This window comes from Rubellimicrobium aerolatum (assembly GCF_017872975.1).
Classification (GTDB): Bacteria; Pseudomonadota; Alphaproteobacteria; order Rhodobacterales; family Rhodobacteraceae; genus Rubellimicrobium; species Rubellimicrobium aerolatum.
Genome location: NZ_JAGGJP010000004.1, coordinates 267,258 through 283,350 on the forward strand (window position 1 = coordinate 267,258; position 16,093 = coordinate 283,350).

The window sequence follows — 16,093 nt, forward strand, 5'->3', positions numbered from 1 at the left end:
GTGAAGCCCCCCGGTGGCCCGAGGCTTGGAAAGGACGGGCTTGTTGCCTAGAAGGCCGCCCAACGAACCAAAGCACACGAGGCGGACATGGGCGGGACCGGAGGCGTGGGCGTCGTCATCCTGGCGGCGGGCGCGGGCACGCGGATGAACTCCGAGCGGCCCAAGGTGCTGCACGAGCTGGGCGGCGCGCCGCTTTTGCACCACGCGATGCGGTCCGCCGCCGCGCTGGGGCCCGAGCGGATGGTCGTCGTGACCGGCGTGGGCGCCCCGGAGGTGGAGAAGGCGGCCCGCGCCTTCGACCCCGAGGTGGCGACCGTGCGACAGGAGGAGCGGCTGGGAACCGCCCATGCCGTGCTCCAGGCGCGGGAGGTGCTGGGGGACCACGACGGCGACGTGATCGTGCTCTATGGCGACACGCCCTTCGTCGCGCCCGAGACTCTGGACCGGATGCTGGAGGCCCGCGCCCGCGCCGACGTGGTGGTGCTGGGCTTCGAGACCGCCGACTCGGAGGCGCGGTATGGACGCCTTGTCGTCGAGGGCGACGGGCTGGCGCGCATCGTCGAGTGGAAGGACGCCGACGCCGCGACGCGGGCGATCCGGCTGTGCAACTCGGGCGTGGTCTGCGCCGAGGGGACCTTCCTGTTCGACCTGCTGCGCGAGGTGGGCAACCGGAACGCCGCCGGGGAATACTACCTCACCGACATCGTGGGGCTGGCCCGCGCGCGGGGCCTGAGCGCGACGGTGGTGCGCTGCGACGAGGCCGAGACGCTGGGCATCAACTCGCGCGCCGAGCTCATGGCGGCCGAGCGGGCGTTCCAGGCGCGGGCGCGGGCGCAGGCGGCCGAGGACGGGGTGTCGATGCCGGCGCCCGAGACGGTGGTCTTCGCCTACGACACCTTCGTGGGCCGCGACACGGTGATCGAGCCCCATGTCGTCTTCGGCCCCGGCGTGACGGTCGAATCCGAGGCGCGCATCCGCGCCTTCTCGCACCTGGAGGGGTGCCATGTGTCGCGTGGGGCGACGGTGGGACCCTTCGCCCGGCTGCGGCCCGGCGCGGAGCTGGCCGAGGATGTCCATGTCGGCAACTTCGTGGAGATCAAGGCCGCCCAGGTCGGCGAGGGGGCCAAGATCAACCACCTGAGCTACATCGGCGACGCCGAGGTGGGCGAAGGGGCGAACATCGGCGCGGGGACGATCACCTGCAACTACGATGGCGTCTTCAAGCACCGGACGGTGATCGGGCGGAACGCCTTCATCGGGTCGGACACGATGCTGGTGGCCCCCGTTCGGATCGGGGACGGGGCCATGACCGGCTCGGGCTCGGTCATCACCAGGGACGTGGCGCCGGGGGCGCTGGCGCTGTCCCGCGCGCCGCAGGTGGAGAAGCCGGGCTTCGCCACGCGATTGTTCGAGAAGCTGCGCGCCCTCAAGGCCGCCAAGACCGGAGCCTGAACCCATGTGCGGCATCGTCGGAATCCTGGGGAGCCACGAGGTCGCCCCCCTGCTGGTCGAGTCGCTGAAGCGGCTCGAATATCGCGGCTACGACAGCGCGGGGATCGCCACGGTCGATGGGGGGCGGCTGGACCGGCGGCGGGCGGTCGGCAAGCTCGTCAACCTGTCCGACCTGCTGGTGCACGAGCCCCTGGCGGGCAAGGCCGGGATCGGCCACACGCGCTGGGCCACGCATGGCGCGCCCTCGGTCCGCAACGCCCACCCGCACCGGGCGGGGCGGGTCGCGGTCGTGCACAACGGCATCATCGAGAACTTCCGCGAGCTGCGGGCCTGGCTGTCCGAGCGGGGGCTGGCGCACGAATCCGACACCGACACCGAGACCGTCGCCCTGCTGGCCGACCACTACCTGTCCGACGGGGCGACTCCGGTCGAGGCGGCGGAGATGACGCTGGCCCGGCTTCAGGGGGCCTACGCGCTCCTGTTCCTGTTCGAGGGCGAGGAGGACCTGATGATCGCGGCCCGGAAGGGCTCGCCCCTGGCCATCGGGCATGGCGACGGCGAGATGTACGTGGGCAGCGACGCCATCGCGCTCGCGTCGCTGACCTCGCGCGTCACCTACCTGGAGGAAGGCGACTGGGCGGTGGTGACGCGGGCGGGGGCGACGATCCGCGACGGCGCGGGCCGGCTGGCCAACCGGGCGGCGCGGACCATCCAGATCGACGCCGCGCAGGTGGACAAGGCCGGGCACCGGCACTTCATGGCCAAGGAGATCGCCGAGCAGCCGTCGCGGCTGACGGCGGCGCTGGAGCACTACCTGTCCGAGGACGGGAGCATCCGCCTGCCCGCGCCGGGGATCGACTTTGCCGGCGTGGACCGGATCAGCATGGTGGCCTGCGGCACGGCCTCCTACGCCTGCCACGTCGCGAAATACTGGTTCGAGCAGATCGCCGGCCTGCCCGTGGACCTCGACGTGGCGTCGGAGTTCCGCTACCGCGAGCCCCCCATCCCGGCGCGCACCCTGGCGCTGTTCGTCAGCCAGTCGGGCGAGACGGCGGACACGCTGGCGGCGCTGCGCTACTGCCGCGACAAGGCCGAGCGCATCCTGTCGGTGGTCAACGTCGCCGAAAGCTCCATCGCGCGGGAATCGGACCTCGCGCTGCCGATCCTCGCCGGGCCGGAGATCGGCGTGGCCTCGACCAAGGCCTTCTCGTGCCAGCTCCTGGTGCTGGGGCTGCTGGCGCTGGAGGCGGGGCGGCAGAGGGGGCGGCTGGATGAGGCGACGGTGCGGGCGCGGATCGACGACCTGCGGGCGGTGCCGGGCCTCGTGAACCACGCGCTGTCGCTGACGGAGGACGCCGGGCGGATCGCGGCCAAGCTGGCCGAGGCGCGCGACATCCTGTTCCTGGGGCGGGGCCGGATGTTTCCGCTGGCGCTGGAAGGGGCGCTGAAGCTCAAGGAGATCAGCTACATCCACGCCGAGGCCTATGCGTCGGGCGAGCTGAAGCACGGGCCGATCGCGCTGGTGGACAAGACCGTGCCGGTGATCGTCATGGCCCCGCACGACGAGCTGTTCGACAAGACGGTGTCGAACATGCAGGAGGTCATGGCACGGGGCGGGCGCGTCCTGCTGGTCACCGACCGGGCGGGGTCGCAATCCGCCGCCCAGGGGGTCTGGGAGACGCTGGTGCTGCCCGACGTGGCGCCGGTCTGGGCGCCGATCCTCTACGCGGTGCCCGCGCAGCTCCTGGCCTATCACACGGCCATCGCCAAGGGGACGGACGTGGACCAGCCGCGCAACCTCGCCAAGTCGGTGACGGTCGAGTGACCGGGGCCGAGGCGCTCGCGGCGCTGGAGGCCGAGGGCGATCCGGTGCGGGCGGCGCAGGAGGCGGCGTATCACAAGGCGCCCCGGCGCTACCTGGGCGTGCCGGTGCCACGGATCGGGGAGCTGGCGGACGGGTGGCGCGCGGGCGCGACGGTCGAGGAGCGGGTGGCGCTGGCGGCGGCGCTCTGGGACAGCGACGTGCACGAGGCGCGGATCGCGGCGGCGAAGCTGCTGACGCAGGCGCGCATCCGGCCCGACGACGAGCCGGCGTGGCGGCTGGTCGCGTCCTGGGTGCCGACGTTCGACGCCTGGGCCGTGGCGGACCACGCCTCCAAGGCGGGCGAGCGGCGGCTGGTGGCCGACCCCCGGCGGCTCGACGAGGTCGAAGGCTGGGTGGGCTCCGAGCATATGTGGAGCCGGCGGGCGGCGCTGGTGATGACGCTGCCCTGGACCAAGGACCGCTTTCCGAAGCCCGAGGATCTGGCGGTGCGGGAGCGGGTGCTGGGCTGGTGCGAGCGGCTGGCCCCGGACCGCGACTGGTTCCTCCAGAAGGCGGTGGCCTGGTGGCTGCGCGACCTGTCCAAGCGCGACCCGGAGCGGGTGCGGGCCTGGCTCGGGGCGCATGGGGCGGGGCTCAGGGGCTTCGCCCGCAAGGAGGCGGCGCGGCTGCTCCCGGACGACTAGGCCGCCGTGCCCGCGCCGTGGGTGTTGAGCAGGTAGCGCGCGAAGAGGGGCGCGCTGGCAGCCCCCAGCGCGCGGGCGTTGCCGCCGACCTGCCCCTCCTCGATGCGGATGGGCGAGAGGCCCCGGCGGTCGAGATGGGCGAGCTCGGCCCGCGCGGCCTCGACCAGCCGGGCGCGCACGTCGGGAGGGAAGGCCCCGTCGATGAGCACCGCCTCGAAGTCGATCACCGCGCAGACCGTCACCGCAGCGCGGGCCAACTGCCGCGCCGTCCCGGCGATCCATGCGTCGAGAGGCGCGCGGAAGGCGGACCAGTCCTGCGGCTGGGTCCAGAGCCGGGCGGTCGGCACCCCCTCGCGGATCAGCGCCTCCTCGAGAAGGAACAGCGAGGCCACGTCGATGAGTTGCCGGTCCCGCCCGCCGTCGTCGCGGACGGGGAGCGAGCCGAAGGCTCCGGCGTTGCCGAAGGCCCCTTCCAATACGCCGTGGTTCAGCACCACGCCGCCGCCGATGAAGCTGCCCACGAAGAAATAGGCGAAGTCCCGGAACTCCCGCCCCCGGCCATGGACCTGCTCGGCCCGGCAGGCGGCGGTGCCGTCGTTCTCCAGGAACACCGGGAGGGGCGAGAAGGCGGCGGCGGCGGCGGCGTAGTCCACCGTCCGCCAGGCGTCGAGCGCGCCGTCGGGGGCGCCGAGGGCGGCGTGCCAGTCCCAGATCTCGTAGGGCTTGGCGATGCCGATGCCGGCGATGCGCGCGGCCTCCTCGGGGCGCATCGCGGCGGTGAAGGACTCGAGACCCCGGCGCAGGAAGGCGAAGACCTCCTCGGGGACCGGCCAGCGGTAGGTGGCCTGGAGCTGGCCCCGGACGCCGCCCGCGAGGTCGGACAGGAGGAGGTCGGCGCTGCGCCGCCCGATCTTGAGCCCGACGGAGAACGCCCCCTCGGGCGAGAGGCCCATGGGGATGCGGGGCTTGCCGACGCGGCCCCGCTGCGGCGCGCCCCGGCGGATCAGCCCCTCCCCTTCCAGCTCGCGCAGGATCACCGAAACGGTCTGCGCCGAGAGACCCGCCACGCGGGCGAGGTCGCTGCCCGGCAACGGCCCGTGCCGCTGGAGCGTCGAGAGAATCAGTCGTTCGTTGTGGTCCCGCAGCCCCTGCTGGTTGACCCCAGCGCTCAGGCCACGGACCGCGCCGGTCTCCATCGGGCGTCCTCCCGGATACGAGGAGAAACCGATCGGGATTAATAAATCAAGCTTACATACATATTGACCTGCGGCCCGGGTTGGGTATCTCTTGGGGCCGTTCCCCCTGCCAGGGAGGCTCGGGGACGGTGGCGGGCCGGGCGCCTGCCCCGAATGTCTGGGAGGACAGGACACATGAAGACGCTTCTCGCCGGCTCCGCGCTGGCCCTCATCACCATGTCCGGCGCGGCCGTCGCGCAGGAGGGCACCGCGGCGTGCCTCATCACCAAGACCGACACCAACCCCTTCTTCGTGAAGATGAAGGAAGGCGCCGAAGCCAAGGCGGCCGAACTGGGCATCACGCTCAGCTCCTATGCCGGCAAGGTGGACGGCGACCACGAATCGCAGGTTCAGGCCATCGAGACCTGCATCGCCTCGGGCGCCTCGGGCATCCTGATCGCCGCCTCGGACACCGCCGCCATCGTCGATTCGGTGCAGGCCGCGCGTGACGCGGGGCTGCTGGTGATCGCGCTCGACACGCCGCTCGACCCGATCGACGCCGCCGACGCGACCTTCGCGACCGACAACTTCCAGGCCGGGCTGCTGATCGGCCAATGGGCCGCCGCCACGCTCGGCGACGCCGCCGCCGACGCCAGGATCGCCATGCTCGACCTGTCGGTGGCCCAGCCGTCGGTGGACGTGCTGCGCGACCAGGGCTTCCTGACCGGCTTCGGCATCGACACCGGGGACGTGAACGTCATCGGCGACGAGGAGGACCCGCGCATCGTCGGCAACGACATCACCTCGGGCAACGAGGAAGGCGGCCGCCGCGCGATGGAGAACCTTCTCGCGGTGAACCCGGACATCAACGTCGTCTACACGATCAACGAGCCCGCCGCCGCCGGTGCCTACGAGGCGCTGAAGGCCGTGGGCCGCGAGGCGGACGTGCTGATCGTGTCGGTCGATGGCGGCTGCCCCGGCGTGCAGAACGTGGCGGACGGCGTGATCGGCGCCACCTCGCAGCAATACCCGCTGCAGATGGCCGCCCTGGGGATCGAGGCGATCGCCCAATACGCCGCCGACGGCACCCTGCCCCAGCCGACCGAGGGCAAGGACTTCTTCGACACCGGCGTGACGCTCATCACCGATGCGCCGGTCGAAGGCGTCGAGTCGATCACCTCGGAAGAGGGCAAGGCCCTCTGCTGGGGCTGAGTCCCGCTTCGGACTTGATCGACGGGGCCTGAGGGGCCCAGACTGGGACCAAACGGGGCGGGCTTCGGTCCGCCCCATCCTGAGGGGAGTGAACCCCTCGACCCCACGGGAGGAGAGCCCCGCATGAGCGGCACCGACAACTTCGAAGCCGTGGTCCAGGAACGCCGCACCGAGGCGGTGGCCGAGTTCCACGAGGACAAGACCCTCATCAAGCGGTTCCAGCACGCGCTGCACACGACGCCGGCGCTGGTGCCGATGATCGTGCTGATCGCGTCGATCGTGCTGTTCGGGCTGCTGATCGGGAACCGCTTCTTCTCGGCGGGGACGCTCACGCTGATTCTCCAGCAGGTGCAGCTCGTGGGGATCGTCGCGGCGGCGCAGACGCTGGTCATCATGACGGCGGGCATCGACCTGTCGGTGGGCGCGATCACGGTGCTCTGCTCGGTCATCATGGGGCAGTTCGCGTTCCGCTACGGCATTCCGGTGCCCATCGCGATCCTGTGCGGGCTGGCGCTGGGGACGGCGCTGGGGACGCTGAACGGCTGGCTGGTGGCGGTGATGAAGCTGCCGCCCTTCATCGTGACGCTGGGGACGTGGCAGATCATCCTGGCGTCGAACTTCCTGTATTCGGCCAACGAGACCATCCGATCGCAGGAGATCGAGGCGCAGGCGCCGCTGCTCCAGTTCTTCGCCAACACCTTCAAGATCGGCGCCGACGAGAACGGGCGCGGCGGGGCGACCTTCACCTATGGCGTGATCTTCATGATCCTGCTGGTGGTCGTGCTGGCCTACGCGCTGCGGCAGACCGCCTGGGGCCGCCACGTCTATGCCGTGGGCGACGACCCGGACGCGGCGCAACTGTCGGGCGTGAACGTGCGGGGCACGCTGATCTCGGTCTATGCGCTGTCGGGGCTGATCTGCGCCTTCGCGGGCTGGGCCTTGATCGGGCGCATCGGGTCGGTCAGCCCGACCTCGGGAGCGGAGCTCAACATCCAGTCGATCACCGCCGTTGTGATCGGGGGCATCTCGCTGTTCGGCGGGCGGGGCTCCATCGTCGGCGCGTTGTTCGGGGCGCTGATCGTGGGCGTCTTCTCGCTCGGGCTGCGGCTCCTGGGCGCGGACGCGCAATGGACCTTCTTCTTCATCGGCGTGCTCATCATCGTGGCCGTCGCCGTGGACCAGTGGATCAGAAAGGTGGCTGCGTGATGGCGGTGGAACCTCTTCTCAAGGGCCGTGGGCTGGTGAAGCGCTACGGCAAGGTCGTGGCCCTGGATCACTGCGACTTCGATCTTTATCCGGGCGAGATCCTGGCCGTGATCGGCGACAACGGCGCGGGCAAGTCCACGCTCATCAAGGCGGTGTCGGGCGCGGTGGTGCCGGACGAGGGGGAGATCTTCCTCGAAGGGCGCAAGGTCCACTTCACCAAGCCCACCGAGGCGCGGGCGGCGGGGATCGAGACGGTCTACCAGACGCTCGCCATGTCGCCGGCGCTGTCGATCGCGGACAACATGTTCATGGGGCGCGAGCTGCGGAAGCCCGGCATCATGGGGAGCGTCCTGCGCCAGCTCGACCGGCCGCGGATGGAGCGGTTCGCCCGCGAGAAGCTGACCGAGCTGGGGCTGATGACGATCCAGAACATCAACCAGGCGGTCGAGACGCTGTCGGGCGGGCAGCGGCAGGGCGTGGCGGTGGCGCGGGCCGCCGCCTTCGGGTCGAAGGTCATCATCCTGGACGAGCCGACGGCGGCGCTGGGGGTCAAGGAAAGCCGGCGGGTGCTGGAGCTGATCCTCGACGTGAGGTCGCGGGGCATCCCGATCATCCTGATCTCCCACAACATGCCCCACGTCTTCGAGGTGGCGGACCGCATCCACGTCCACCGGCTGGGCCGGAGGCTGTGCGTGATCCGGCCGCAGAACCACACGATGTCGGACGCGGTGGCCTACATGACCGGCGCGCGCGTGCCGGACACCGAGTTCGAGACGGCCTGAGGTGCTCGACGTCTCGGCGCAGGTGACGGCGCTCGCGGAGCGGGCGACCGGCCTCGCCGAGGCGCGGGGCCGCGTGCTGGTCGCCCTGGCGGGCGCGCCGGCGTCGGGGAAGTCCACGCTGGCCGCCGCGCTGCTGCGGCGGCTGCGCGACGGGGGCTGGCCGTCAGAGGTGGTGCAGCTCGACGGCTTCCTGCTCGACGGCGCGGTGCTCGATGCGCGGGGGATGCGGCAGCGGAAGGGCTCGCCCGAGACCTTCGACGTGGAGGGGTTCCTCCATCTGATGCGGCGGCTGCGGGCCGGGGGCGAGGTGGTGGCCCCGATCTTCGACCGGGCGCGCGACGTGGCGGTGGCCGGGGCGCAGGTCGTCCCGGCGGGGTGCCGGATCGTGGTCTGCGAGGGGAACTACCTCCTGTTCGACGAGGACCCCTGGCGGGAGCTGGTCCCGCTCTGGGACGTGACGGCGCGGCTCGACGTGCCCTTGCCCGAGCTGCGCGCCCGGCTGATCCAGCGGTGGCTCGATCATGGGCTGTCACGCGCGGCGGCGACGCGGCGGGCCGAGGGCAACGACGTGCCCAACGCCGAGAAGGCGATCGCGCGGGAACTGCCGGCGGAGTTCCTGCTCGCGACGCGGCCCGAGGGGCGGCCCGTCGTCCCGCGCCGGGCCGAGGGGCGATGATCACGCCCTTGCGAGGCGAGGTGGGGGGGCTATGATCGATCCCATGATCAGGTCCACGCCCGCCCCGCTCGACGCTGCGACCGTCTCTCGAATCCTTGACGGGACGCATGATGATCCCTTCTCGGTCCTCGGGCCGCACCGGCGGGAGGACGGGACCTGGGTCGCCGCGCTGGACCCCGGCGCCGAGGAGATGGCGGCGGTGGTGGAGGGGCGCGAGTTCCCCCTGCCCCGGCTCGACGGCGCGCTGTTCTGCGGGCGCATCCCGGACGGGAAGCCCTATCATCTGCGCGGGCGCGGCTTTGGCGGGCAATGGGACTACGAGGACGCCTATCGCTTCGGGCCGGTGCTGTCGGACTTCGACGAATACCTTTTGGGCGAGGGCACGCATCAGCGGCTCTGGGAGGCCCTGGGCGCCCATGTGCGGGTGCACGAGGGCGTGGAGGGCACGCATTTCGCCGTCTGGGCGCCCAACGCGCGGCGGGTGTCGGTGGTGGGCGACTTCAACGCCTGGGATGGGCGGCGCCACCCGATGCGGCGGCGGGGCGCGACCGGGGTGTGGGAGATCTTCCTGCCCCATGTCGGCGAGAGGCACTGCTATAAATACGAGATCATCGGCCCGCATGGGGAGCTTCTGCCGCTGAAGGCCGATCCGGTGGGGTTCGGGTCGCAGCACCCGCCCGAGACGGCGAGCGTGGTGCGCGACATCCGGGGCTTCGGCTGGGCCGACCGCGACTGGATGGAGGAGCGGGCCGCGCGCCAGCGGCGCGACGCGCCGATCAGCATCTACGAGGTGCATCTGGGCTCGTGGAAGCGGGTCTGGAAGGAGGGCGGGCGGCCGCTGTCCTACCGGGAGGCGGCGAAGGACCTCGTGGCCTATGCGAAGGACATGGGCTTCACGCATCTGGAGCTGCTGCCGGTCTCCGAATACCCCTTCGACGGGTCCTGGGGCTACCAGCCGGTCGGGCTGTTCGCCCCCACCATCCGCTTCGGACCCCCGCACGAGTTCCGCGACCTCGTGCAGGCGGCGCACCAGGCGGGGCTGGGGGTGCTGCTCGACTGGGTGCCGGGGCATTTCCCGAGCGACGCCCACGGGCTCGCGCGGTTCGACGGCACGGCGCTCTATGAGCACGCGGACCCGCGCGAGGGGTTCCACCAGGACTGGAACACGCTGATCTACAACTACGGCCGCAGCGAGGTGTCGAACTTCCTGGTCGCCAACGCGCTGTATTGGTTAGAAGAATATCATGTGGACGGGCTGCGCGTGGACGCGGTGGCTTCCATGCTCTACCGCGACTATTCGCGGAAGGCCGGGGAATGGGTGCCCAACATCCACGGCGGGCGCGAGAACCTGGAAGCGATCGACGTCCTGCGCCGCATGAACGAGGCGGCCTATGGGCGGCATCCGGGCGTGATGACGGTGGCGGAGGAGTCCACGTCGTTCCCCAAGGTCTCGGCACCGGTGGACGCGGGGGGTCTGGGCTTCGGCTACAAGTGGAACATGGGGTGGATGAACGACACCCTGTCCTACATGCACAAGGACCCGGTGCACCGGAAGCATCACCACAACCTGATGACCTTCGGGCTGGCCTACGCATTCAGCGAGAACTTCATCCTGCCGATCAGCCATGACGAGGTGGTGCACGGCAAGGGCTCGATGATCGACAAGATGCCCGGCAACTGGTGGGAGAAGTGCGCGAACCTCCGGGCCTATTACGGCTTCATGTGGGGGCATCCGGGCAAGAAGCTCCTGTTCATGGGCTGCGAGTTCGGGCAGCGCGCCGAGTGGAGCCACCAGGGCGAGATCGACTGGGCGGCCCCGGCGCATGGGCCGGAGCATCGGGGCATCCAGCGGCTCGTGCGGGACCTCAACACGCTGTATCGCGGGACGCCGGCGCTGCATGCCCGCGACTGCGAGCCCGAGGGGTTCCAGTGGATCGAGGGGGGCGACGCCGAGAACTCCATCTTCGCCTGGGTGCGGCGGGGGTTCGAGGGCGACGCGCCCTGCGTGGTCGTCTGCAACATGACCCCCGTGGAGCGGCGCGACCACCGGATCGGCCTGCCCGAGGCCGGGCGCTGGCGCGAGGCGCTGAACACCGACGCCATCGTCTACGACGGCGGCGGGCGCGGCAACCTGGGGGGCGTCACCGCCGAGGCGAAGCCCTGGATGGGGCAGCCCTTCTCGGCCGCCATGACGCTGCCACCGCTCTCCACCCTGATCTTCCAGTTGGATCGCTGACGGGGTTGGGAGGCCCCTGACGAATGCCGCAGACCCGCAGACTGACGAACCGTTCCATGGCCTTCGTGCTGGCGGGGGGCCGAGGCTCCCGGCTGCGGGAGCTGACCGACCGGCGGGTGAAGCCCGCCGTCTACTTCGGCGGCAAGGCCCGCATCATCGACTTCGCCCTGTCGAACGCCGTCAACTCGGGGATCCGCAAGATCGCCATCGCGACGCAATACAAGGCGCACAGCCTCATCCGGCACATGCAGCGGGGCTGGAACTTCTTCCGGGCCGAGCGGAACGAGTTCCTCGACATCCTGCCCGCCAGCCAGCGCATGGACGACGAGAGCTGGTATCGCGGCACGGCCGACGCGGTGACGCAGAACATCGACATCGTGGACAGCTACGACGTCGATTTCATCATCATCCTGGCGGGCGACCACATCTACAAGATGGACTACGAGGTGATGATCCGCGAGCACGCCACCAGCGGCGCGGACGTGACCATCGGCTGCCTGACCGTCCCGCGCGAGGAGGCCTCGGCCTTCGGGGTCATGGCGGTGGACGAGTCGGGCAAGATCACCAGCTTCCTGGAAAAGCCCGCCGACCCGCCGCCGACGCCCGAGAACCCGGACCTCGCGCTGGCGTCGATGGGGATCTACGTCTTCTCCTGGCCCTTCCTGCGGGACCTGCTGATCCGGGACGCGAACGACCCCCAGTCGAGCCACGACTTCGGCAACGACCTGATCCCCGGCATCGTGGCGCGCGGCGCGGCGCGGGCGCACCGCTTCGATGATTCCTGCGTCCGGGCGCCGGGCGCCCCGGCCTACTGGCGCGACGTGGGGACGGTGGACGCCTACTGGCAGGCGAACATCGACCAGACGGACTTCATCCCCGAGCTGAACCTCTGGGACCACGAATGGCCGATCTGGACCTATGCCGAGAGCACGCCGCCCGCCAAGTTCATCCACGACGAGGAAGGGCGGCGGGGCAGTGCCGTGTCGTCGATGGTGTCGGGCGGCTGCATCGTTTCGGGCACGGAGGTGCGGAACTCGCTGCTTTTCACGCAGGTCCACACGAATTCCTACGCCGTCCTCGATCATGCCGTGGTGTTGCCATACGTGACGGTCAATCGTCACGCGCGGCTCCGGCGGGTGGTGATCGACCGGGGCGTGGTGATCCCGGAGGGGCTGGTCGTGGGCGAGGACCCGGAGATGGACGCGAAGTGGTTCCGGGTCTCGGAGAGGGGCGTGACGCTCATCACCCAGGATATGCTGGATCGGCGGGCGGCGTCTGAATGACGCGGGTCCTGTCCGTCGCCTCGGAATGCGCGCCCCTGGTCAAGACCGGGGGGCTGGCCGATGTCGTGGGGGCGCTCCCCTCGGCGCTGGTCTCCGAGGGCGTGGACATGAAGGTGCTGCTGCCCGGCTATCCGGCGGTGATGGGCGCGCTGGCCCGCGAGGGCGCGGTGATGGAGGAATGGGACCTCTTCGGGGGCCACGCCAACCTGATCGCCGCCACCGCCGGGGGGCTGAGCCTCCTCGTCGTCGAGGCGCCGCATCTGTACGAGCGGACGGGCAACATCTACCTCGGCCCCGACGGGCACGACTGGCCGGACAACCCGGAACGCTTCGCGGGGCTTTGCTGGATGGCGGCGCGCGTCGCGGCAGAGGGGGTGAACGGTTGGAAGCCGCAGGTGCTCCATTGCCACGACTGGCAGGCGGGGCTGGTGCCGGACTACCTGCGGGCGCGACCAGAGGCGCGGGCGGGGACCGTGCTCACCATCCACAACATCGCCTTCCACGGCCTTGCCCCCTATGGGCGGATCGGGTCGCTTCGGCTGGATGGCTCGCGCTTCAACCCCGAGGGGTTCGAGTTCTGGGGCCGCATCTCGGCGCTGAAGGCGGGGCTGGTGGGGGCGGACAAGCTCACCACGGTATCGCCGACCTACGCGGCGGAGCTTCTGCGGCCCGAGTTCGGGATGGGCCTCGACGGGGTGATGCGGGCGCGGCGCGAGGACCTGTGCGGCATCCTGAACGGCATCGACGAAGCGGTGTGGAACCCGGCGACCGACCCGGCGGTGACGCCCTACGCGGACGTGGCGGGCAAGGCGGCCAACACCGCCGCGCTGCGGCAGGAGTTCGGGCTGCCCGAGAGCCGGGGGCCGCTTTGCGTCGTCGTCTCGCGCCTGACCGAGCAGAAGGGGCTCGACCTCCTCATCGAGGCGCTGCCGGCGCTGCTGTCGCACGGGGGGCAGCTCGCGGTGCTGGGCTCGGGCGAGGGCTGGATGGAGGAGGCGTTCCGCGACGCCGCGCAGGGCGGGCAGGTCGGCGTCCGCATCGGCTATGACGAGGCGCTGTCGCACCGGATGATGGCCGGCGGCGACGCGATCCTGGTGCCATCGCGGTTCGAGCCCTGCGGGCTGACGCAGATGTATGGGCTGCGCTACGGGACGATTCCGGTGGTGGCGCTGACGGGGGGGCTGGCGGATACGGTGATCCACGCCTCGCCGGCGGCGCTGGCGGCGGGGGTGGCGACGGGGATCCAGTTCCATCCCGTCACCGCCGAGGCGCTGCGTGGGGCCCTGGTGCAACTCTGCGACCTCTTCGCGGATCGGGAGGTCTGGACGCGGATGCAGGCCAATGCGATGGCGCAGCCGGTGGGCTGGCAGCGGTCGGCCCGCGCCTATGCCCGATTGTATCGCGATCTCGCACCCCACGAATGAAGCCCCAAGGCCCCCTCACCGGAAGCGGTATCGTGTTCCACGGCGCCATCACCTCGGGACGCCCTTACCCCCTGGGCGCGACCTGGGACGGCGAGGGCGTGAACTTCGCCGTCTTTTCCCAGCACGCGACGCGGATGACGCTGTGCCTGTTCTCGGCCGACGGGCGCTGGGAGGCGGAGTGGATCGACCTGCCGGACCGCGAGGGGCACGTCTGGCACGGCTACGTGCCGGGGCTGAGGCCGGGGCAGGCCTACGGGTTCCGGGCGCATGGCCCCTACCGGCCCGACGAGGGGCACCGCTTCAATCCCCACAAGCTGCTGCTCGACCCCTATGCCAAGCGGATCGCCGGGCGGCTGGAGTGGGACCCGGCGCTGTTCGGCTACGACGTGGCCTCAAAGCATGGCGACCTGACCTTCGACACCAGGGATTCGTCCAACTTCGTGCCCCGCGCGGTGGTGACGGACCCCAGGCTCGACGCGCGGGGCGAGCGGCGGCCCGACCGCCCCCTGACCGAGACGGTGATCTACGAGGCCCATGTGCGCGGCCTGACCATGGGGCGGAGCGACGTGCCGCTGCGGGGGACCTTCGCGGGCCTCGCCTCGGACCCGGTGCTGGAGCACCTGACCGGGCTCGGCGTCACCGCCATCGAGCTTCTGCCCGTCCACGCCTTCCTCGACGACAAGTTCCTGCTGGACAAGGGCCTGCGGAACTACTGGGGCTACATGACGCTCGGCTTCTTCGCGCCGGAGCCGCGCTACCTGTCGAACGGCGACCCGGAGGAGTTCCGGGCCATGGTCCGGCGGTTCCATTCCGCCGGGATCGAGGTGATCCTCGACGTGGTCTACAACCACACGGCGGAGGGGAACCAGATGGGCCCCACGCTGAGCTTCCGGGGCCTGGACAACGCCAGCTACTACCGGCTGGCGGAAAGCCCGCGCTACTACCTGAACGACACCGGCACGGGGAACGTGCTGAACCTCGACCATCCCTTCGTGATGCGGATGGTGATGGACAGCTTGCGCCATTGGGCCGAGGCGATGGGGGTGGACGGGTTCCGCTTCGACCTCGCCACGACGCTGGGGCGGACGGCGCGGGGCTTCGACCGGAACCACCCCTTCCTCCAGGCAGTCCGGCAGGACCCGGTGCTGGGGCGCCTCAAGCTCATCGCCGAGCCCTGGGACGTGGGGCCGGGGGGCTACCAGCTCGGGGCCTTCCCGCCGCCCTTCCTCGAATGGAACGACAAGTTCCGCGACCAGGTGCGGCGGTTCTGGCGGGGCGACCGCGACATGACCCGCAAGCTCGCCATGCGGCTGTCGGGCTCGGCGCTGAAGTTCGACCACGACGGGCGGCCGGCGACCTCCTCGGTCAACTTCGTGACCGCGCATGATGGCTTCACGCTGATGGACCTCGTGTCCTACCGGACGAAGCACAACGAGGCCAACGGCGAGGACAACCGCGACGGCCATTCCGAGAACCACAGCGACAACCTTGGGCACGAGGGGCCGACGGACGACCCCGCCATCCGGGCGCAGCGGGCGCGGCGGCGGCGGAACCTGATGGCGACGCTGCTCCTGGCGCAGGGGACGCCGATGATCCTGTCGGGGGACGAGATCGGCAACGGCCAGGGCGGCAACAACAACGCCTATGCCCAGGACAACCCGGTGGGCTGGGTGGACTGGGACCACGCCGACACGGAGTTCCTGGCCTTCTGCCGCCGGATGATCGACCTGCGGAAGCGGCACCCGATCCTGCGGCAGAAGCGGTTCCTCCATTCCCGCTCCCGCTCCATCGACGGGCAGGTGGACCTGTTCTGGCGGCGGGCCGACGGGATGCCGATGACCGAGGTGGACTGGAACGACCAGGACCAGCGGCTCATCGCCGTCGAGATGCGGGTCGCGTCCGAGACCCCGGACCACATCGTTCGCGCCTGCCGCGAGGACGCGGTCTTCGCCGTGTTCAACGCCGGGGAGGAGAGCCTCGTCTTCCTGCCCGAGCCGCCGCTCGACCGGGCCTGGGTCCTGCACATGGACACCGCCGACCCCGAGGCCGAGCCCGTCCGCATCCACCGCGCGCTGAAGGTCGCGGCGGAGTCGGTGGCGGTGCTGGCGCTGGAGCCCAAGCCCCTTTCCCGCCCGTAAG

General features: G+C 70.9%; 12 protein-coding genes. 11 read left to right on the top strand and 1 reads right to left on the bottom strand.

Annotated features, from left to right (window positions below):
* Positions 1–87: 87 nt before the first annotated feature.
* Genes glmU through J2Z33_RS07055 form a run of 3 tightly spaced genes read left to right on the top strand, consistent with a single transcriptional unit; the run spans position 88 to position 3,960 of the window.
* Positions 88–1,452, top strand: a complete 1,365-nt coding sequence (gene glmU / locus J2Z33_RS07045) for a bifunctional UDP-N-acetylglucosamine diphosphorylase/glucosamine-1-phosphate N-acetyltransferase GlmU (RefSeq protein WP_209839291.1) — start codon at positions 88–90, stop codon at positions 1,450–1,452.
* A 4-nt stretch (positions 1,453–1,456) separates the two neighbouring features.
* A complete protein-coding gene (gene glmS / locus J2Z33_RS07050; protein WP_209839293.1) occupies positions 1,457–3,277 on the top strand; it encodes a glutamine--fructose-6-phosphate transaminase (isomerizing) in 1,821 nt (606 codons plus the stop codon).
* The gene (locus J2Z33_RS07055; RefSeq protein WP_209839295.1) at positions 3,274–3,960 is read left to right on the top strand and encodes a DNA alkylation repair protein; all 687 of its coding nucleotides are present in this window, start codon (positions 3,274–3,276) and stop codon (positions 3,958–3,960) included. The genes glmS and J2Z33_RS07055 overlap by 4 nt, the downstream gene beginning before the upstream one ends.
* On the opposite strand, the gene J2Z33_RS07060 is transcribed toward J2Z33_RS07055, so the two are convergent.
* Complete coding sequence (locus tag J2Z33_RS07060) at positions 3,957–5,156, bottom strand: ROK family transcriptional regulator (protein WP_209839297.1); 1,200 nt, start codon at positions 5,154–5,156, stop codon at positions 3,957–3,959. The two genes, J2Z33_RS07055 and J2Z33_RS07060, sit on opposite strands and share 4 nt — an antisense overlap.
* Before the next feature lie 174 nt (positions 5,157–5,330).
* Between J2Z33_RS07060 and J2Z33_RS07065 the strand changes: the two genes are divergently transcribed.
* From J2Z33_RS07065 to glgX, 8 genes are all read left to right on the top strand, one after another.
* Positions 5,331–6,347, top strand: coding sequence for a sugar ABC transporter substrate-binding protein (locus J2Z33_RS07065; protein WP_209839299.1), 1,017 nt, complete (start codon positions 5,331–5,333; stop codon positions 6,345–6,347).
* A 123-nt stretch (positions 6,348–6,470) separates the two neighbouring features.
* On the top strand, positions 6,471–7,553 hold the full coding sequence (locus tag J2Z33_RS07070; RefSeq protein WP_209839301.1) for an ABC transporter permease: 1,083 nt from the start codon (positions 6,471–6,473) through the stop codon (positions 7,551–7,553).
* On the top strand, positions 7,553–8,335 hold the full coding sequence (locus J2Z33_RS07075) for an ATP-binding cassette domain-containing protein (RefSeq protein ID WP_209839303.1): 783 nt from the start codon (positions 7,553–7,555) through the stop codon (positions 8,333–8,335). The genes J2Z33_RS07070 and J2Z33_RS07075 overlap by 1 nt, the downstream gene beginning before the upstream one ends.
* 1 nt (position 8,336) lies before the next feature.
* Positions 8,337–9,011 (top strand): nucleoside/nucleotide kinase family protein, encoded by a 675-nt coding sequence (locus J2Z33_RS07080; protein WP_209839305.1) that lies wholly within the window; start codon positions 8,337–8,339, stop codon positions 9,009–9,011.
* A 31-nt stretch (positions 9,012–9,042) separates the two neighbouring features.
* Positions 9,043–11,247: a 1,4-alpha-glucan branching protein GlgB gene (gene glgB / locus J2Z33_RS07085; protein WP_245218630.1), complete on the top strand. Its 2,205-nt coding sequence runs from the start codon at positions 9,043–9,045 to the stop codon at positions 11,245–11,247.
* A gap of 23 nt (positions 11,248–11,270) precedes the next feature.
* A complete protein-coding gene (gene glgC / locus J2Z33_RS07090; RefSeq protein WP_209839307.1) occupies positions 11,271–12,530 on the top strand; it encodes a glucose-1-phosphate adenylyltransferase in 1,260 nt (419 codons plus the stop codon).
* The gene (gene glgA / locus J2Z33_RS07095; RefSeq protein WP_209839309.1) at positions 12,527–13,954 is read left to right on the top strand and encodes a glycogen synthase GlgA; all 1,428 of its coding nucleotides are present in this window, start codon (positions 12,527–12,529) and stop codon (positions 13,952–13,954) included. The genes glgC and glgA overlap by 4 nt, the downstream gene beginning before the upstream one ends.
* A gap of 32 nt (positions 13,955–13,986) precedes the next feature.
* A complete protein-coding gene (glgX, locus tag J2Z33_RS07100; RefSeq protein ID WP_377109821.1) occupies positions 13,987–16,092 on the top strand; it encodes a glycogen debranching protein GlgX in 2,106 nt (701 codons plus the stop codon).
* Position 16,093: the final 1 nt, after the last annotated feature.

Coding starts and splice junctions, on each gene's coding strand:
- glmU (WP_209839291.1), top strand. CDS start 88: ATGGGCGGGACCGGAGGCGTGGGCGTCGTCATCCTGGCGGCGGGCGCG.
- glmS (WP_209839293.1), top strand. CDS start 1,457: ATGTGCGGCATCGTCGGAATCCTGGGGAGCCACGAGGTCGCCCCCCTG.
- J2Z33_RS07060 (WP_209839297.1), bottom strand. CDS start 5,156: ATGGAGACCGGCGCGGTCCGTGGCCTGAGCGCTGGGGTCAACCAGCAG.
- J2Z33_RS07065 (WP_209839299.1), top strand. CDS start 5,331: ATGAAGACGCTTCTCGCCGGCTCCGCGCTGGCCCTCATCACCATGTCC.
- J2Z33_RS07070 (WP_209839301.1), top strand. CDS start 6,471: ATGAGCGGCACCGACAACTTCGAAGCCGTGGTCCAGGAACGCCGCACC.
- J2Z33_RS07075 (WP_209839303.1), top strand. CDS start 7,553: ATGGCGGTGGAACCTCTTCTCAAGGGCCGTGGGCTGGTGAAGCGCTAC.
- glgB (WP_245218630.1), top strand. CDS start 9,043: ATGATCGATCCCATGATCAGGTCCACGCCCGCCCCGCTCGACGCTGCG.
- glgC (WP_209839307.1), top strand. CDS start 11,271: ATGCCGCAGACCCGCAGACTGACGAACCGTTCCATGGCCTTCGTGCTG.
- glgA (WP_209839309.1), top strand. CDS start 12,527: ATGACGCGGGTCCTGTCCGTCGCCTCGGAATGCGCGCCCCTGGTCAAG.